Origin of the sequence: Bordetella genomosp. 5 (assembly GCF_002261475.1) — a bacterium.
Taxonomy (GTDB): domain Bacteria; phylum Pseudomonadota; class Gammaproteobacteria; order Burkholderiales; family Burkholderiaceae_B; genus Bordetella.
Genome location: NZ_NEVN01000004.1, coordinates 495,264 through 513,779, shown reverse-complemented (window position 1 = coordinate 513,779; position 18,516 = coordinate 495,264). Strand labels below are relative to the sequence as shown.

The following is an 18,516-nucleotide window of genomic DNA, read 5'->3' as shown; positions in this document are numbered from 1 at the left end:
GATTTGCTTCATGAACGCGGCCACAGCGGGCCTGCCCGTGGCCTGCGAGCCGACTTCAGGTTAAGATTTATCAAGAATGGCTCTTATTTACATTTCGATCTTCGCGGATCGCGCCCGACCCCGCCTCGCCTGACCCCGTCCGCTCCCATGACGTCCCCCGCCCCCACCCGCCTGGCTGGCCCGCTCGGTCCGCCCCTCGAGTCCCTGTACCGAGACCACCAGCCCTGGCTGTTGGGTCGTCTGTGCGCACGGCTGGGCAACCGGGCCGACGCGGAAGACGTGGCTTCCGAGACCTTCACCCAGCTGGCCGAATCGGGCGACGCGCCGCATCTGCGCGAGCCGCGCGCCTTTCTGACCACGATCGCCAAGCGCGTGCTTTTTCACCTGTGGCGGCGGCAGGACCTGGAGCGCGCCTATCTGCAATCGCTGATGGCGGTGCCCGAGGCCGTGGCGCTCTCGGCGGAGCAGCGCGCGCTGCTGCTGGAAGCCATCGCGCGCATCGATCACGCCCTCGAACAGCTGCCTGTTCCGGTCAAGACCGCATTTCTGTACAGCCGGCTCGACGGCATGACCTACCCCGAAATCGCGCAGGCGCTCGGCGTGTCGCTCGCTACCGTAGAGCGATACATGAAGCGCGCCCTCCTGCAGTGCCTGGCATGCGAGCCCTGAACGACGAACCGGCGCTCCCCGACGCGGCCATCATGGAAGCGGCGGTGAATTGGCAGGTCCGCCTCGAGGCCGGGCGCATGACGGAAGCCGACCGCGCCGAGTTTCAGCGTTGGCATGATGCCGACCCGCGCCACGCCCAGGCCTGGCGCCGCGTGACCGGCGTGCTGCAACAGCCCCTCTCCGTGATGCGGGAGCTCGACGGACCGTCGCATGGGCAGCTGGTCGCGGCGCGCAAAACGCTCCTGCAGACGCGCCGCCGGCGGCTGCTGCAGGGCGCGCTGGTCCTCGCGGGCACGGCGGGCGCCGCATTGCTGGCGCTCGACCGCGTGCGTCCGATGGGGCAGCTGCTGGCCGACCTGCGCACCGGCACGGGCGAACGGCGCGCGTTCGACCTGCCCGACGGCAGCCATGCGTTGCTCGACGCCCGCTCGGCCATCGACCTGGATTTCAGCCGCTCGCGCCGTCGCGTGGCGCTGCGCGCGGGCGGCATGATCGCCGAGGTGCAGGCGCAATCGGCGCCCGATGTTATGGTCGACACCCCGTACGGCACGTTGCGCTCGGCCGGCGGACGCTTCATGGTGGCCTATCACGGCGAGTCCGTCCGCGTGGTGGCGCTCGCCGGCCCGCTCAGCGTGCAGGCAGAGGATGGCGGGCAGACCACGTTGCAGCCAAGCCGGGGGCTGCAGCTCTCCCGCCGCGGCCTGCAGACCCTGCCGGGCGACGCCCGCGCGCTCGCCAGCTGGGAAACCGGCATGCTCGCCGTGGAGAATGCGCCGCTCGAAGACGTGGTGCAGGCGCTGCAAGCGTATTACGTGGGCATTCTGCGTGTCGCGCCCGAGGCGCGGCGCCTGCCCGTGTTCGGCGTCTTTGCGCTCGACGATCCCGAGCAGGCGATCCAGGTCCTGGCCGCCAGCCTCGGGCTGCGCACGCGCCGCCTGGGCTGGCTCATCTCGCTCGACCTCCCCGAAAAAAATTCATGAATTGGTGAGGGGTTTTTCGTTTTCGCTCCACAAGAAGGGTGAAACGAAACCAAGAGGAGAAGCTTTCATGCCTTACCGATTTGCCCCGCCCCTGCGCGGCCTCGCCGTCGCGGGCTGGCTGGCATGCGCCGCCACGCCGCTGGCGCTGCCCGTCCCTGCCGTCGCGGCCGAAGCCGCCGATGCCCAACTCGATCTCGACCTGCCCGCGGGGCCGCTGGCCACGAGCCTGACCCGCATCGGCCAACTGGGCGGACGCAGCATCGCGGCGGATCCCGCGCTCGTCGCGGGCCGTCAGGCCCCGGCCATCACGGGCCGCATGACCGCATTCGAGGCCGTGCAACGCGCGCTGGCCGGCTCCGACCTGCGCCCGGTGGGCGTGGCCGGCGGCGCGATCACGATCCAGCGCATGCCCGGCGGCCCCAGCGCCGCCGCGCCCGAAGTGCAGACCATGCCCGCCGTGTCGGTAAGCACCGACCGCCTGGCGAGCGATCTGATGGCGCCGACGCGCTCGGTCACGGTGATCGACGGCGAAACGCTCGAGGACCTGCGCGACAGCTCGCCCAACCTGGCCACGATGCTGACCAAGGCCGTTCCGGGCATGTCCGACTCGAGCCGCAACCTGACCGATTTCGGTCAGACGCTGCGCGGGCGCAACGCGCTGATCCTGGTGGACGGCATTCCGCTGAACACCAATCGCGATTCGTCGCGCAACCTCGTCAACATCGATCCGGGCCGCATCGAGCGCATCGAGGTCGTGCGCGGCAGCAACGCCATCTACGGCAGCGGCGCCACCGGCGGCATCATCTCGATCACCACGCGCCAGCCCGGCGGCGAACCCATCTCCGAAACGAAAGTCGGCATGGACATGTCGCTGTCGAACCCGGGCGCCAAGGGCATGGGCGGTGATGTGCAGCACTTTTTCTCGGGCAGCAAAGACCGCCTCGACTACGAGCTGGATGTCTCGTACCGCCGCATCGGCGGCTCGTACGACGCGCATGGCGACCGCATCGCGCCCGATGCCAGCCAGGGCGATCTGTTCGATTCGAACACCTACAGCCTCGGCGGCAAGCTGGGCTTTCGCATCGACGCCAACCAGCGCGTGCAGCTGGCCGCCAGCTACCTGCGCGCGCGCCAGGACACCGATTACGCCAGCGATCCCGCAGTGTCGCGGACGCCGCTCGGCTCGACCAATGCGCGCGCCATCAAGGGCCTGGACCTCGCGCGCCAGAACGAGGTCGAGAACACGCTCGTCAGCCTGAGCTACGAGCACAAAGACCTCTGGGGCAGCAGCCTCTCGGCCCTGACCTACGCGCGCGACAGCAGCACGCGCTTCGCTCCCTCGGATTCGCGCAGCAACGTGAACCGCGGCAACAACGTCGATCAGGTCATGCAGAACAACAAGGTGTTCGGCGGCCGGCTCACCATCGACACGCCGCTGACCGCCTCGCGCGACACGGCGCTGACCTGGGGCGCGGACTTCATCCAGGAGCGCAGCGAAATGCCCCTGGACGTGTTCGACCCGGTGATCTACGACCAGAGCGGCGGCCTGCAATTCCGCCGCACCGGCACCAACACGTATCTTCCGTGGACCACCACGCGCAGCATCGGCATCTTCACGCAGCTGCAACACCGCTTCAACGAGCGCTGGTCGGCCGAGGCCGGCGTACGCTACGAGCGCTCCAGCGCCTGGTTCGACGACTTCCAGCCGCTCTCGCAATCGCGCCTGGCCAATCCGGCCACCGTGGACGGCGGCCGCGTCAGTTACGACGCGTTCATGTACAACGCCGGCCTGCTGTTCAAGCCCACCGACAACCACGAGTTCTACGGCTCGTTCAGCCAGGGCTTCGACCTGCCCGACGTCGGCCTGCAACTGCGCAACGCGCGCGCCGGCTTCGACATCAACTCGTCGGACCTGCAGGCGGTCAAGACCAACAACTACGAACTGGGCTGGCGCGGTCGCTTCGCCAGCACCGCGGCAACGGTGGCGGTGTTCCGGTCCGACTCGAAGCTGGGCGCCGTGCAATCCTTCAACAACGGCCTCACCCTCACCCGCACCCGCGAACGCATTCACGGCGTCGAAGCCACGGTCGATCATTACTTCGATGACGACATCTGGGCCGTCGGCGGCACGTTCACCTGGATGTACGGCAAGGAGAAGGCACCCGGCGCAAGCAGCGAACGCATCATGACCGGCTACCGCATCCCGCCGCTCAAGCTCACCGCCTACACGCAGTATCGGCCCAACGAGCGCTGGCGCACCCGGGCCGAGCTCACGTGGTTCGGTGCCCGCGACTATCGTCTCTCCGATGGCCGCACGCAGTTCGCACGCGCCGATGTCAAGAGCTACCTCACCGTCGACCTGATGGCTCGCTACGACCTCGACAAGCAGAACGCCTTCACCTTCAGCGTGCAGAACCTCTTCAATCGCCAGTATCTGCCGCTCTACAGCCAGCTGCTGCGCAGCGGCAACAACAACAGCCGCCTGCCGGCGGCGGGCGCCGTGGCGAGCGTCACCTACACGCACCGCTGGTAAAACAGCGTGACGCGCAAGGGCTGGGTGGCGGTCCACCGCTACGTGGGCCTCACCATGCTGGTACTGCTGCTGGTCAATGCCCTGACCGGCAGCGTGCTGGCGTTCCAGCACGAGCTGGATCGCTGGCTCAACCCCCGCCTGTTCATCCTCGAGCAGCCCGGCCCGCCCCTCTCGCCCGAGGCGCTGATCGCCCGCGTCGAAGCGGCCAATCCGCGCCTGCGCGTCACCCTGCTGCCGCTCGACACTCGGCCGGGCGACGCCATCGAACTGCGCGTCGCCGCGCGTCCCGCAGCCGACGCCCGCGCGCGCACGCCGCTCGGCTTCGACCGCCTGTTCGTCGATCCCGCCACCGGCGCCGTGCTCGGCCAGAGGCAGTGGGCCGCCTTCAAGCTCGACCGCCCGCACTTCATGGGCTGGATGAACCAACTGCACCGCACCCTACACTTGCCCGCACCGTGGGGCATGTGGCTCGTGGGCGGCCTCGCCCTGGCGTGGCTGCTGGCATCGATCATCGGAGCCTGGCTCACCCTGCCGCGGCTCGCGGGCGGCCTGCGCGCGATCTGGCACAAATGGACGCCCGCCTGGCAGATCAAGCGCGGCGCCTCCCGGCAGCGGCTGACGTTCGACCTGCATCGCGCCGGAGGCCTCTGGACGCTGCTCATGGCGATCATGCTTGCCGGCACGGGCGTGTATTTCAATCTCGGCAACGAGCTGTTCCGCCCCGCCGTCAGGCTGTTCTCGCTCGTAACGCCCCACCCGGTGCAAAGTCTCCCCCGGCACGCCGCCCCCGCACGCGCGCCGGCCTACGGCATCGACACGGCGATCGCACGCGCCCGCGGCCATCTGCCCGCGCCGGCACGAGACTTTCTGCCCTGGTACGCGAGCCACCTGCCTGACAAAGGCGTCTACCGCATCGCATTCAAGGAAGACGGCATGCGCGAACGCGCGCTGCGTCTGCGTTACGAACAGGTCTTCATCGACGACCAGACGGGCGCCCTGCGCGGCATGACCGGCTACGACAGCGGTACGGCGGGAGACCGTTTCCTGATCTGGCAATACCCGCTGCATACCGGCCGCATCCTGGGCTGGGCCGGCCAAGTGGTGGTCGCGGTCAGCGGACTCGTGGTGGCGATGCTGTGCGCGACCGGATTGCTGGTGTGGAACGCGCGACGCCGGGCGCGGCGCAAGTAGACACCGCGCACGCAAGGCGGATACGTCGACGGAACGCCCTTGGTCTCGCGTCCCCCCGGGCCGGCTGAACCAAGTACGAGGACACCAAGCGGCGCTCGATTTCACCCCATGTGCAGACGGCCCGCCACTCATTGGCCCGTTCCTGGCGCTGGGCCGGCCAGCACGAGTCAGCGTGCCCCGCGATCCACCGCCAGCAGCACCCCGAACGTCACCAGCAGGCCACCGAAGACGCGATCGATCAGGTGCCGCACGGCCAGCAGCCGCTCGCGCACCCGGCCGGCCGAAAAACAGATCGCCACCAGACTGAACCACGTCACGTGCGCCCCCGCGATGAACACGCCGTAGGCGATCTGCACCGACAAGGGCGTCTCGGGCCGGACCACCTGCATGAACAGGCTCACGATGAACACCGTGGTCTTGGGATTCAAGACATTGGTCAGAAACCCTACCCGCAGCGCCGCCGCATCCGACAGCGGCGCTACGGTCCGTTGCGCCGACGCGCCACCCGGCTTCGCGCGCAGCATCGTCACGCCGAGATAAACCAGATACACGGCACCCACCAGCTTGATGGCATTGAAGAGCCAGAGCGACTGCTGAATCAGCAGCCCCACGCCCACCAGGGTGTAGGCCACATGCACGAAACATCCCATCCCGATGCCCAGCGCCGTCAGCACGCCCGCGCGGCGCGACAGCAACAGGCTATTGCGCGTCACCATCGCAAAGTCCGGCCCGGGGCTGATCACGGCCAGCACGGTAATGGTGATCACAGCTATCAGTTCAGTCATGGCGTATCCTGTCGGCATCAACGATTTGGCAGCATCGTAAGGCGCCTCCCTTTCTATGAATAACGATGATTTCTGACATGATCGGTGAGCCAGATTCACCTTTTTACGCGGATCGAGCCCCGGAAGATGCAGCCTCGCGGCAAGCCCGTGACATGCCCTCGCACGCATCGCTTGCGGACGAGACCCGTCTGCCCTCCCTAATGGCCTTGCGCTGCTTCGAGGCCGCAGCCCGCACCGAAAACTTCAGCCGCGCCGCGGCCGAGTTACACCTTACCCACGGCGCCATCAGCCGCGCCGTGCGCCTGCTTGAAGACGAACTCGGCCTGGCGCTCTTCGAGCGCCGCAATCGCCGGGTGTTCCTCACCGACGCCGGCCACACCCTCGCCCGCGCAGTCGGCAGCGGACTGGACCTGATGCGCCGGGCCGTGAGCGAGCTGCGAGCCAGCGCCCGGCAGCAGCGTCGCTGGGTGCTCTCGTGCGAGCCCACGCTGTTAATGCGGTGGCTGATCCCGCGCTGGCCAGACTTCCAGGCGCGCCACCCGAGCCTCGACGTCCACCTCGTCGCGGGCGGCGGCCCCTTCTCGTTCGCCAACGGCATCGACCTCGCGATCCGCCGCGACGACTTCCCCCGGCCGGACAGCTATCACGCCGACCCGCTCTTCGACGAACAGGTCGGCCCGGTATGCCGGCCGGACAAGGTCGAGGCCTGGTTCAGCGGCCGCAAACGGAACGCCGCACTGAAGCCCAGTGCGCCCCGTCTGCACACCCGTACCCGTCCAACCGCGTGGCAGGAATGGGCGGCCGCCAGCACACAAGCACCCGCGGCCGCGCGCGCGGCCCGCGCCTCCGACCAGACCTTCGAACACTTCTACTTCAGCCTCCAGGCCGCCGTCGCGGGCCTGGGCGTCGCGATCGGCCCTTGGCAACTGGTGCGCGACGACATCGGAAGCGGCGTCCTCACGGCGCCGTTGGGCTTCGTGGAAGATGGCACGCGCTACTGCCTGCTGTCCCCGCGCGAGCCGGAGGCGGGCAGCGTGCCGGAGGCGTTACTGGCGTGGTTGCGGGGGGGTGCGTAGGCACCTGCAGGGCGTTACGAGATCATGCCGGCACACGACCCGAGCACCGTTACGCGCGGTGGACTAGCGACAGACGCCACTGATGGCTTCCGTCGGCTTACACAGAATGCCTTTCAGGTCGGTCACCGACGGCTTCGCCGGCACCACCTCGTAACGTCCGCTGGCTGCATTGAGATAAAACGCGATGCGGTCGCCCGCCTGCAATCCAAGGCGCTTGCGCACATCGACGGGGATGGTGACCCGACCTTTCGACGTCAGCGTGGTGGTAGGCATTCCGAGCTCCCGAGGAAGAACGCCTTAGCCTAGCGCAAGCGATGGTCCTTCCGCTAGCGCATCTGTGCCGGCCCTCGACAACGAGCGCATCCTTCCGTCTGTTTCGCGGCAGCGCTTCCCCGAATTAAAAATCCGCCGCATCCCGCAAGTCGATCCCCTCCAGATCCGCGGCCACCAGGGCCTCGTACATCACCCGATCACAGATCGACTCCACGCCAAGCCGTGGCTGCGTGAAAATGTGCGCGGCGCCGACCACCTCCGGGCGAAATACGAGGCTCGCGCCACCGAGCGCGCTGTAGAGCTTGACGCTCTCGCCGGTGATGAAATCCCGGTCGTACTTGATCTTCATGCGCGAGGCGCTCTCGTCGATCGCGTCCAGCGCTCGTACGACGCTGCAAAAATAGTATTGCGGGCCGCGCGAACCATCCGCCAGGCTGAAATCGCACTCGACGAATGCGAAGCCCGCGGCGTCCACGGATTCGAGCACACGCTTGAACCGCTCGGAGATGATCCAGATGCCGGACCAGATTTCAAAATCGCGAAGCATGCCGCCCTCGATGGGCACATGCAGCAGATGCGGCCGCTCGGGATACTGGCCGGGCTCGCCCGTCGGAAGGGGAACCACATATTGCCCCGGCGGAATGAGCCTGTCTTCGTTGTGGATGCGCAGCCCCGGACCGATGCCATCGGCCCAATGGCTGGAATTGAGTATGTAGTATTCGCCCATGCGCGAGGCCGGGTCAGCACCTGAAGTCTTCTGTGTGAGATCGTTCATCCGGAAACCCATGGTTTTGAGGCTCGCGCTGGCGGACGGCGATGCCGCCCTCGCGCGGCATCGCCGCTCGGAAATACTTTCTTGGCCGATGCCGTCTCATTCACGCAGAAAAGGCGCCGTGGCGCCCTTTCCATTGACTGCGCCGTGCGATGGCGACGCTGCCCACTTTTACTTCGACGTCCCGATCTGCAGCAGGGTCGGCTGACGCTGTATGTATCGATTCACCAGCTCGGTCATGATCGGGTTACCCGCATTCTCGGCCTTGGCGGCGGTCAGGCTGACCACTGCCGCGCACTGCTGCCCCGTCTGCACGGTGCGCCCGTCGAACTTGGCGTTCGCCGCGTTCGGCATCGTTTCTTTCCAGGTCGCGCCGATGCCGTCCACCGCCGTCTTGGCGCTGGCGCAATCCGCGTATGCCAGCGACACCACGAGCGCCGGCACGTTATTGATCTGCGCATCCGCAATGATGCCCGCCGAGTAGGGCGGAACGCCGCGGCCCGCGGCAGCGGCGGCCGCCTCGAGATTGCGCTTCGCCGTCTCCAAATTGCCGGACGGGCCGGGCAGGATCGACATCGGATCGACCGCCTGCAGGCCGATCACCGGCGAAATGACCGCCGCCTGCACGATCCGACCGTCTTTCGCGGGCACAGCCTCTTTCAAACCGGCCAACGTAGCGGCAACGCCCGCGCTATCTGCAACCGAGGGCTTGGGCTGCGCCAAAAACTTGATGCCCTCGGCCGTCGGCGTCTGCACCAGCGCCGACTCCAGCGGGAAAACGAAGCTCGTGGTGCCCATCTGCCCGCGCCAGGGATCCCGGGCGTTGGCTTTCTTCAGATCCATCTTGTTGGCCTCGCCATTGGCGAGCACGCCCGGCACCTCGGCTTGCACCGGCACGAAGTCGACCTGCTTCAGCTTGCCGACGAAGGTCTCGACCGCCTGTTTATCTTTCAAGCCCCAGTACGTGAGATTGGCCGGCCCCTGCCCGAACGCGGCGAAATAAGAAACCTCTTCGAACGCGATCTTCGCATTTTGCGACCAGGCGTCCAGCCCATATCCGATCGACTGCAGCGGACGGATCGATTGCGCCAGCGAGAGGCGCCGCATGCCGTCCGGCGTGGGACCGGCCTTCTCGAGCGACCGCCAGGCTTGTACGTCCATGAACGACACCTGCATCGCCTCGGGGACCGTCAGCACCATTTGAGGAATCCGCTGCAAGGCCTGCTGCAACGTCTGGGTACTGTCCTGCGCATAAGCGCCGGTACCAAACCCCGCCATCAAACACAGTGCCAAAGCCTTTACGCGCATCGGTTCTCTCCGTTTTTCAAAGTGGTTCCCTGACCGTACTCATCCGACGCATCGGACATGCCGCAAAGACAGGGATAGGTTGCGTCTGCGCGTCATGATGCCGCGGCGTTTCACCTCCCGAGCGCGCGCCTGTCGATGGCGCGCACGGGAGATATCACCGAAGCGCGACCGCGCCGATACCCTCGCTAACCGCATGAATGGTACCCAATGTGCGAAACATCGCAAAAAAAGCGCTTGGCGCGGGGTCGCCGGGCTCACGATGAAGCGCGCTTTCCCGGCGGCCGTCGCGTGCGCCTTCTGCTCCCTGCGGCCGGCACATGCAACGGCGGCCCGCAGATGCCGAGCACGGATCGCGCTTGCGAAACAACGCCCTTGTTTGGCTTGCAGCGCCCTTGGCTTCTACAATGGCGCTTCGCCACACCACACAGAGGTATTCGTCCCATGCGCCATTGATGCCGCCGTCTCCCCGACGGCCAGCCTCCACCCGCCCCCACTCGCAGGGGGAGTTCTTGGCATCCCTGGAATCCCGCATGACGAATCCATCGATCACGCTCGACAGCGTGACCCATGTTCTGCCCGATGGCCGAACGCTATTCTCCGACCTGAACGCCACCATCGACGCGCGCCCGACCGGCCTGGTCGGCAGCAATGGCGCGGGCAAGTCCGTGCTCGCGCGTATCCTGGCGGGGCAGCTCGCCCCGACCAATGGCCGTTGCACCCGCAGCGGCACGGCGTTCTACCTGCCCCAGCAGGTCAGCCCGGCACCCGACGCCACCGTTGCCTCGCTTGCCGGTGCCCAGCCCACACTCGACGCGCTGGCGCACATTGAAACCGGCAGCACCGACCCCGCCGACTTCGACGCCCTGGCCGATCGCTGGGACATCCGGCAGCGGCTTCGCAACGAGCTCGAGCGTCACGGCCTCGGCCACCTGAAGGCGCAAACGCCGGCCACCCGACTCAGTGGAGGCGAAGCCATGCGCGTGGCCCTGGCCGGCGCCATGCTGAGCGACGCCGACTTCCTGATTCTCGATGAGCCCAGCAACCACCTCGATCGCAACCATCGACAGGCATTGATCGAGCAACTCCGACACTGGCGGCGCGGACTGATCGTCGTCAGCCACGACCGCCAGCTGCTCGACAGCATGGCGCACATCGTGGAGCTCTCTTCGCTGGGCCTGCGCAACTACGGCGGCAACTACGGGTTTTATGCCACCGCCAAGGCACGAGAGCATAAACATGCCCTGCACGAACTCGAACAACGCAAACTCGAGCGCCGTCGCGAAGAACACGCCATGCGGGACCAGCGTGAACGGCAGGCACGCAGACAGGCTCAAGGCCATCGAGAGGGCAAGGAATCCAACCAGGCCAGGATCCTGCTCGGCCGTCAAAAGGAGCGCAGCGAAGCCTCGGCCGGCAAGTTGCGCCAACAACAGTGCGACGCGCAACGAACGCTCAATCAACGGGTCCATCAGGCCGCACAGCACGTGCAACGCGATGCTGCCGTCAGCCTGCATGCGATTCCGGTCGAGCAGCGCAAGCAGCGGCGCGTCGTCGAGCTCGACGGCGTCGAACTCCCGCACGTTCCTCCGACCACGCGCCGCATCGATCTCACCCTCCAGGGCCGACAGCGCCTGGGCGTCGTGGGCCCGAACGGCTGCGGCAAGTCCACGCTGCTCAAGGTCATCGCCGGCCTCGTCGCGCCGCGGGTGGGCACGCGCAAGACCATCCCGGGCACGGTCTACCTCGACCAGCGCCTCGCCGCGCTGGATCCGCAGCGCACGGTACTGGCGCAACTCCAGACGGCCAATCCCGCCTTGAGCGAAAGCGATCTGCGCACGCGCCTGGCCCATCTCGACCTCGACGCGCACAAAATCGTGGCGCCGAGCGGTGCATTGAGCGGCGGCGAACGACTCAAAGCCGCCTTGGCCTGCGTGCTCTATGCCGACCCGCCGCCGCCACTGCTCTTGCTGGATGAACCCGGCAATCACCTGGACCTCGCGTCCACCGAAGCGCTCGAAGCCATGCTGCGGAGCTACCCGGGTGCGTTGATCGTCGTGTCGCACGACGACGTATTCCTGGGCAATCTGGGCCTGACCGAGCGGCTGCTTGCCACGGCGAGAGGCTGGACGCTGACGGCGTGGTGATCCAAAGAGAAAGGCGCCGAAGCGCCTTTATCCATACCGTTCAGCGTCGCAGGGAGCCATGCGTCGGCACCCGCCACTCACGCATTCAAACCCGCCACCAGTTGCCGCGCCGCCTTCGCGCTGACACCCTTGCCCGTGACGGCCAACGCCGGTGGCTTGGCCAGCATCCGCTCGAACACCCCGCGCACTTCCTCGGCCGTGATGTCCTCGATCATGGCCAGCGTGTCGGCTGCGGGCGTGACCGTGCCGCGCGCAAAAAGCTCTTCGACGGCCTGCTCCATCGTCGCGTAGGGCCGCTCGCCCGAGCGAACGCGCGACACGGTGAGCTGGTTCTTGGCGCGCTCGAGGTGCACCGGGTCGATACCCGCCGCGTGCTCGCGCAACAGACGCCCGGTCGCTGCGAACAAGGCATCGAGCTTGTCCGGGGTGGTGACGGCGTGGACGATGAAGTTGGCCCAGACGTCGCCCCCTTCCATCGCCGCGTAGGTCGTATAGGCCAGTCCAAGCTGCTCGCGGACCGTATCGCTCAGCGGCGACGACATGCCTTCGCCGAACACATATGCCGCCAACGATGCCGCCAGCCGCGCACGCGGCCCGGCGGTCTCGCTCTCGCCCTCGGGAAACAGCGGGTAGGCGATGTTCACGAACACCTGCGAGACCTGCGTGAAACGCCGCGCGAGCGCCTGGCTCACGTACTTCGCCGGGACCGGCTGCGCGACCACATCCTCGTCGGCCGACGTGCGCATCCCGTCGAACAACGCCGCAGCCAGGCTCATCCACGCGTCCACGTCGAAGTTACCTGCCGCCACGACGATGGTCTTCTCGGCGACATAATGTCGCTGCACGTGGTCGATCACGTCCTGCCGGCTGAAGCCCTCGATATTGGCCACGGTGCCGATCACCGGCATGCCCATGGGATCCTCGCCCCAAAGCGCCCGGTCGAGCAGATCGCTGGCGCTGTCGCCCGGATCCTCGTCGTACTCGATCGCTTCCTGGCGGATCACTTCCAGCTCGCGCTGCAGCTCGTGCTCGGGAAACGTGCTGTTCAGCACGATATCCGCCGTCATGCGCAGAAGCGCGGGCGCATGCCGACCCAGGCCCGTCATGAAATACCCGGTCATGTCCTTGCCGGTGAAGGCGTTCACCTCCGCGCCCAGACGCTCGGCATCCAGGTTGATCTCCTGGACCGTGCGCGTTTCGGTGCCCTTGAACGCCATGTGTTCGAGCACATGGCTGATGCCATTGGTGGCCGGCGTCTCGTCGCGAGAGCCGACACGCAGGAACACACCAACGCTCGCGCTCTGCACATGCGGCATCGGAATCACAAGAAGGCGCACCCCATTCGCGAGGGTCTGCTGAACAACGGAAGGACTGGTCAATTGAGTGGCCGTCATCGGCTGATTTTTACGCATGCTGCATTGTCGCAGTTCCGCGCGATCTGAGTGCGTGGACAAGCAACGGCGCCCTCTGAAATGCCCCTACTCCTCCTGGGGGATTGACGGGCAGATCCCCCTTCTGCCCAGCGGCGATCCTTCCCGCTGGCGACGATCCCCCGCCCGCGGCCATGACGCGCTCGCGCAGTGCTCAGCGCGAAGACGCGGCGGCGCGCATCGACTCGGCGCGACCGCGATATTGCGCGATCCATTTCAAAGACTGCGCAATCCCGCCGAACGGGAAGAAATGCAGGCTCACCTCGCCGTGCGCCTGCGTCAGGCCGGCCGCCAGGCGATCCACGAAAACGTCGGGTCCCGCCGTGCCGAACAGCTTGCCGAGCGAGATTCCGTATTTGGACCACATCGAGGCGCAGGCATTGACGCCACAGAGCGCGGCATAGCGCGCCAGCACGGCGATCCCGGCCGGACCCGGCACGCCCACCCGCACGGGAAAATCGATGCCACGCGCGCGCAGCGTCACCAGCCACGCCAACACGATGTCGGCATCGAATCCAAACTGAGTGACGATCTCGGGCCGCATACCGCGTCGTGCAATAGCGCGGCATTTGCGCTCGAGCACCGCCCATCGTTCTGTCTCGCTCATGAACGCATGGCCCTCCGGATGCCCGGCCACCCCGACCACCCGAATGCCCGAACGCTCGAGCACGCCTGTCTCGATCAACGAGGTGCTGTCGGCGAACGGGCCCCACGGCGTCGCCGGGTCGCCGGCGACCACGAAGCAACGCTCCACGCCGGCGCGTGCGGCCGCAAGCGCAACAAAGGACTCGAGTTCCCCGGCAGAGCCGATACGGCGGGCAGAGAGGTGCGGCATTGGCGTAAAGCCCAGATCCCGCACGGCGCGCGCCGCGGCCAGCCGCGTGGCATCGTCCTGACCCGGCAGGTAGGGAATCGACAGCGTCGTCCCCGGCAAGATTCGATCCGCCGCAGCGGTCAGCGCCGGAATGTCTTTCGCACTGACTTCCAACGAACAGGCTTCGGTGATGTCACGCACGGACGTGCGCATATCGACTTGATTCAATAGCATCGTAAAAAAACAAACGCCCGAGACCCGCGATCCGGACTCAACATTGCGAAATCAGGCAAGGGATTTGGGCGCCACGCTCGCGACGGCCTCGGAGTGGCGCGCCAGTTCGATGAACGCGCGCACATAATCGATCGCCGTCTCCGCCTCGCGCGCACCCAGAAAAATCTGCTTGGCAATGCCGCGCTGGCCCAGCCGCACCGGCACCACGTCCATGCGGACCGCGTATTCCTCGACCAGCCAGCGCGGGAGCGCCGCCACGCCGCGTCCGCTCGCGACCATCTGCAGCATGATGTCGGTGGTTTCAATGGCCTTGTGGCGCTTGGGCGTGACACCGGCCGGAAGCAGGAACTGGTTATAGATATCCAGGCGCTCGATATCCACGGGGTAGCTGATCAGCACTTCCTGGTTCAGTTGCTGCGGCTTCACATACGCCACCGAGGCCAGCGGATGCCCCTTCGGCACGACCAGAACCTGTTCGTAATCGAACACCGGCTCGAACTTCAATCCCGGCTTGAACAGCGGATCGGGCGTGACCAGCAGGTCGATCTCATACCCGAACAGCGCGCCGATCCCGCCGAACTGAAACTTCTGTTTGACATCCACGTCCACATCCGGCCACGCGGCCAGATACGGCGACACCACCTTGAGCAGCCACTGGTAGCAAGGGTGGCATTCCATCCCGATGCGCAGCGCGCCGCGCTCGCCCTGCGCGAACTGGCCCAGACGCTCCTCGGCCAGGTCCAACTGCGGCAGCACGCGATTCGCCACCGCCAGCAAGTATTGGCCCGCCTGCGTCAGCCGCAGGCTGCGGCCCTCGCGCAGCCAGACGTCGGTGCCCAACTGCTGCTCCAGCTTCTTCATGCTGTGGCTCAGGGCCGACTGGGTGAGGTTCAACACGCCGGCAGCCGCCGTCAGCGACCCCTGCTTTTCGACCTGCTGGACGATGCTGAGATGGATACGCTCAAGCATTCAGATGATTTCCGCTCATGGATTCGTGAAATAAAACCATTTTACTTCATCGGTACCGTTCTCTAGTATCTGTCCCTATTGTTCGTTCGCAGGTGTCCCTGGCGCCGCTGCTGTCAGGCAAAAAGTTGCACCGCGCCAGTCGGCGGAGCGCGCCAACGGGCCGGACAGGCCCCGCCTGCCGCCCTTCGCCCGGGCCCGCATGACACGCACGTCGAAGCTCGGGTGAGGCTCCGCTGCCCCCAGCGGCCAGCACCGGAGCTCGATGGCTTGCACCCGAGTCGGCTGTCAGCCCTGCTCAGCAGCGGATCGCCACCGATGCGAACGAACCCCGACCCAGTCGTCGAAGCCCCACCGCCACGCTTGTGCACGCGGCAAGGCCTCGGCAACGTGCAAATCAATACCGGTGAAGTCCAACATGACCCGTCCACTCCGTCTCGTCGCCGTTTCCGGCGGACTGCAACGCCCCTCGAAATCCGCCGCCCTGGCGGAGCACCTGATGGAGCTGATCGCGGATGTCGTCCCGTGCGAGCAACGCCTGGTCGAACTCGGCCAGCTCGCGCCGCAACTCGCCGGCGCGGTCTGGCGCTCGCAGCTGCCCGAATCGGTGGAGCGCGAGCTCGCCGCGGTGGAGCAGGCCGACATCCTGGTCGTGACGACGCCGGTCTATCGCGGCTCCTATACCGGGCTCTTCAAGCATTTCTTCGACTTCCTCCACCAGGACGCGCTGGTCGACACGCCCATCCTGCTGGCCGCCACCGGCGGCAGCGAGCGTCACGCCCTGATGATCGATCACCAACTGCGGCCTCTGTTCAGCTTCTTTCAGGCGCGCACGCTGCCGTTGGGCGTCTACGCCACCGACAAGGACTTCGTCGACTACCGCCTGCAGGACGCCGCGCTGATCGAGCGCGCCCGCCTGGCCGTCGAGCGCGCCTTGCCCTTGATCGAACTGACCTACGCGCTGCGGGCAGCCCACGCAGAGGAAGCGATCGCAGCCTGAGGCAGAAATTCGACCGCGGAGGGTCGCGAGCGTCCCGATGCATGGTTGCCCTGCACTGCCTTATGAATACGCCGAGCGGCGCGCCTGTCTCGAGGCCTGACCCGATTGAAGGCTACGGGCCGGATGGCACTGAAGTCCGCTCTGCCCGGCCTTATGAATACCCAGCGTTTCGCGACGCAAACAGATAAAACGAACCGGCGCCCACCCGCCACCCATCTTTACATCATCACCAGCGCACCCAAGACCATGAGCAACGACTTCACCTTCGACATCAAGCGCCTTCGCTTCGATGAAAACTATCGCCCGTCGGACAACACGCGCATCACGACCAACTTCGCCAATCTGGCGCGGGGGGACAGCCGCGAACAGAATCTGCGCAACACGTTGAAGATGATCGACAGCCGCTTCAACAACCTGGCGCACTGGGACAACCCGACCGGCGACCGTTACGCCGTCGAGCTCGACATCATCACCGTAGAGATGACGATCAACGCCGAAGCCGGCAGCAACGTCTTTCCGCTGATCGAGATCCTGCAGACGAACATCGTCGACCGGAAAACCAATCAGCGCATCGAGGGTATCGTCGGGAACAACTTCTCATCGTACGTGCGCGACTACGACTTCAGCGTGGTGCTGCCGGAGTTCAACAACGACAAGCCCACGTTCAGCACGCCGGAGAACTTCGGCGATCTGCATGGCAAGCTCTTCAAGCACTTCCTGAATTCGAGCGCTTACAAGGCGCACTTCGCCAAGCCCCCGGTGATCTGCATCAGTGCGTCGAGCAGCAAGACCTATCACCGCACCGAGAATCACCACCCGATCCTGGGCGTCGAATACCAGCAGAACGAGCTCTCCTCGACGGACCAATACTTCGAGAAGATGGGCCTGGAAGTGCGCTACTTCATGCCGCCCGGCAGCGCCGCCCCCTTCGCCTTTTATTTCCAGGGCGACCTGCTCGGCCAATACACGAATCTGGAACTGATCAGCCTGATCGCCACGATGGAAACGTTCCAGAAGATCTACCGCCCCGAGATCTACAACGCCAACTCCGCGGCCGGCCGACTCTACCGCCCGAGCCTGAAGAATCAGGACTACTCGCTCACGCAGATCGTCTACGACCGCGAAGAACGCAGCCAGCTCGCCGTGAAACAAGGGAAGTTCACGGAAGAGCATTTCATCAAGCCCTACAAGAACAAGCTCGACAGCTGGGCTGCCAGCGTCTCTCACTAATTACTCAAGCCACACTCGAGATCATTCACAATGAAAAAACTATTGCCCACGTCGACCGCCGGTAGCCTGCCCAAGCCCTCCTGGCTGGCCCAGCCCGAGAAACTCTGGTCGCCCTGGAAGCTGCAAGACGAAGAGCTCGTCGAAGGCAAACAAGATGCGCTGCGCCTGGCCCTGCAAGAACAACAACACGCCGGCATCGATATCGTCAGCGACGGTGAACAGACCCGCCAGCACTTCGTCACCACGTTCATCGAACACCTGAGCGGCGTCGACTTCGAAAAGCGCGAAACCGTGCGCATCCGTGATCGCTACGACGCGAGCGTCCCGACCGTCGTCAGCGCCGTCAGCCGCCAGAAGCCCGTGTTCGTCGAAGACGCGAAGTTCCTGCGTCAACAGACCAAGCAGCCCATCAAATGGGCGCTGCCTGGCCCCATGACGATGATCGACACGCTGTACGACGCGCACTACAAGAGCCGCGAAAAGCTGGCCTGGGAATTCGCCAAGATCCTGAACCAGGAAGCCCGCGAACTCGAAGCCGCCGGCGTCGACATCATCCAGTTCGACGAGCCCGCCTTCAACGTCTTCTTCGACGAAGTCAACGACTGGGGCATCGCCACCCTCGAGCGCGCCATCGAAGGCCTCAAGTGCGAAACCGCCGTGCACATCTGCTACGGCTACGGCATCAAGGCCAACACCGACTGGAAAAAGACGCTGGGCTCCGAATGGCGCCAGTACGAGGAATCCTTCCCCAAGCTCCAGCAATCCAGCATCGACATCGTCTCGCTCGAATGCCACAACTCGCATGTGCCGATCGACCTGATCGAACTCATCCGCGGCAAGAAGGTGATGGTCGGCGCCATCGACGTGGCCACCGACAAAATCGAAACCCCCGAAGAAGTCGCCGCCACCCTGCGCAAGGCGCTCAACTTCGTCGACGCCGACAAGCTCTACCCCTGCACCAACTGCGGCATGGCCCCCCTCGCGCGCCGCGTCGCGAACGGCAAGCTCAACGCGTTGGCGGCCGGTGCGGAGATCGTGCGCAAGGAAATCGCGGGTTGATTTCGGTGTAAAGCCGTAAGGCTGATGCAAAAAACAAAAGGCGCCTCGGCGC

General features: G+C 65.8%; 17 protein-coding genes. 9 read left to right on the top strand and 8 right to left on the bottom strand.

All coding sequences use genetic code 11. The annotated features are described in order from the left end of the window. The first annotated feature begins 147 nt into the window (after nt 1-147). From CEK29_RS08780 to CEK29_RS08765, 4 genes are all read left to right on the top strand, one after another. The gene (locus CEK29_RS08780) at nt 148-669 is read left to right on the top strand and encodes a sigma-70 family RNA polymerase sigma factor (protein WP_094857860.1); all 522 of its coding nucleotides are present in this window, start codon (nt 148-150) and stop codon (nt 667-669) included. Beyond that, on the top strand, nt 657-1,649 hold the full coding sequence (locus CEK29_RS08775; RefSeq protein ID WP_094799213.1) for a FecR family protein: 993 nt from the start codon (nt 657-659) through the stop codon (nt 1,647-1,649). The genes CEK29_RS08780 and CEK29_RS08775 overlap by 13 nt, the downstream gene beginning before the upstream one ends. Before the next feature lie 67 nt (nt 1,650-1,716). Further along, nucleotides 1,717-4,182, top strand: coding sequence for a TonB-dependent siderophore receptor (locus CEK29_RS08770; RefSeq protein WP_094799212.1), 2,466 nt, complete (start codon nt 1,717-1,719; stop codon nt 4,180-4,182). Nucleotides 4,183-4,188: 6 nt separating this feature from the next. Next, nucleotides 4,189-5,373 (top strand): PepSY-associated TM helix domain-containing protein, encoded by a 1,185-nt coding sequence (locus CEK29_RS08765; RefSeq protein WP_094857859.1) that lies wholly within the window; start codon nt 4,189-4,191, stop codon nt 5,371-5,373. A 167-nt stretch (nt 5,374-5,540) separates the two neighbouring features. Here CEK29_RS08765 and CEK29_RS08760 read toward each other — a convergent pair whose 3' ends face one another. Continuing rightward, nucleotides 5,541-6,158 (bottom strand): LysE family translocator, encoded by a 618-nt coding sequence (locus CEK29_RS08760; RefSeq protein ID WP_094857858.1) that lies wholly within the window; start codon nt 6,156-6,158, stop codon nt 5,541-5,543. Between the two features lie 152 nt (nt 6,159-6,310). Between CEK29_RS08760 and CEK29_RS08755 the strand changes: the two genes are divergently transcribed. After that, nucleotides 6,311-7,234: a LysR family transcriptional regulator gene (locus CEK29_RS08755; RefSeq protein WP_255176119.1), complete on the top strand. Its 924-nt coding sequence runs from the start codon at nt 6,311-6,313 to the stop codon at nt 7,232-7,234. 63 nt (nt 7,235-7,297) lie between these two features. Here CEK29_RS08755 and CEK29_RS08750 read toward each other — a convergent pair whose 3' ends face one another. From CEK29_RS08750 to CEK29_RS08740, 3 genes are all read right to left on the bottom strand, one after another. Beyond that, nucleotides 7,298-7,507 (bottom strand): AbrB/MazE/SpoVT family DNA-binding domain-containing protein, encoded by a 210-nt coding sequence (locus CEK29_RS08750; protein WP_094857856.1) that lies wholly within the window; start codon nt 7,505-7,507, stop codon nt 7,298-7,300. A gap of 124 nt (nt 7,508-7,631) precedes the next feature. Next, nucleotides 7,632-8,282, bottom strand: coding sequence for an imm11 family protein (locus CEK29_RS08745; RefSeq protein ID WP_217903866.1), 651 nt, complete (start codon nt 8,280-8,282; stop codon nt 7,632-7,634). A 168-nt stretch (nt 8,283-8,450) separates the two neighbouring features. Next, nucleotides 8,451-9,587, bottom strand: a complete 1,137-nt coding sequence (locus tag CEK29_RS08740) for a hypothetical protein (RefSeq protein ID WP_094857854.1) — start codon at nt 9,585-9,587, stop codon at nt 8,451-8,453. A gap of 530 nt (nt 9,588-10,117) precedes the next feature. On the opposite strand from CEK29_RS08740, the gene CEK29_RS08735 reads away from it, so the two are divergent. Continuing rightward, nucleotides 10,118-11,731 (top strand): ABC-F family ATP-binding cassette domain-containing protein, encoded by a 1,614-nt coding sequence (locus CEK29_RS08735; protein ID WP_094857853.1) that lies wholly within the window; start codon nt 10,118-10,120, stop codon nt 11,729-11,731. A gap of 77 nt (nt 11,732-11,808) precedes the next feature. Here the strand turns inward: CEK29_RS08735 and CEK29_RS08730 are convergent, their stop codons facing one another. From CEK29_RS08730 to CEK29_RS24085, 4 genes are all read right to left on the bottom strand, one after another. After that, a complete protein-coding gene (locus tag CEK29_RS08730) occupies nt 11,809-13,047 on the bottom strand; it encodes a M16 family metallopeptidase (protein ID WP_440588312.1) in 1,239 nt (412 codons plus the stop codon). 268 nt (nt 13,048-13,315) lie between these two features. Continuing rightward, the gene (locus CEK29_RS08725) at nt 13,316-14,203 is read right to left on the bottom strand and encodes a methylenetetrahydrofolate reductase (protein ID WP_255176106.1); all 888 of its coding nucleotides are present in this window, start codon (nt 14,201-14,203) and stop codon (nt 13,316-13,318) included. A 57-nt stretch (nt 14,204-14,260) separates the two neighbouring features. Further along, entirely contained in the window at nt 14,261-15,178 is a 918-nt protein-coding gene (locus CEK29_RS08720; protein ID WP_094857850.1) for a LysR family transcriptional regulator, read from the bottom strand. Between the two features lie 285 nt (nt 15,179-15,463). After that, nucleotides 15,464-15,595 carry a hypothetical protein gene (locus tag CEK29_RS24085; protein ID WP_255176105.1) on the bottom strand — a complete coding sequence of 44 codons (132 nt, stop codon included), beginning with the start codon at nt 15,593-15,595 and terminating at the stop codon, nt 15,464-15,466. Between CEK29_RS24085 and msuE the strand changes: the two genes are divergently transcribed. From msuE to CEK29_RS08705, 3 genes are all read left to right on the top strand, one after another. After that, nucleotides 15,594-16,175, top strand: coding sequence for an FMN reductase (gene msuE / locus CEK29_RS08715; RefSeq protein WP_094799201.1), 582 nt, complete (start codon nt 15,594-15,596; stop codon nt 16,173-16,175). The two genes, CEK29_RS24085 and msuE, sit on opposite strands and share 2 nt — an antisense overlap. Nucleotides 16,176-16,421: 246 nt before the next feature. Next, on the top strand, nt 16,422-17,405 hold the full coding sequence (locus tag CEK29_RS08710; RefSeq protein WP_094799200.1) for a DUF1852 domain-containing protein: 984 nt from the start codon (nt 16,422-16,424) through the stop codon (nt 17,403-17,405). A 30-nt stretch (nt 17,406-17,435) separates the two neighbouring features. Continuing rightward, nucleotides 17,436-18,464 carry a methionine synthase gene (locus tag CEK29_RS08705; RefSeq protein ID WP_094857849.1) on the top strand — a complete coding sequence of 343 codons (1,029 nt, stop codon included), beginning with the start codon at nt 17,436-17,438 and terminating at the stop codon, nt 18,462-18,464. Nucleotides 18,465-18,516 lie beyond the last annotated feature (52 nt).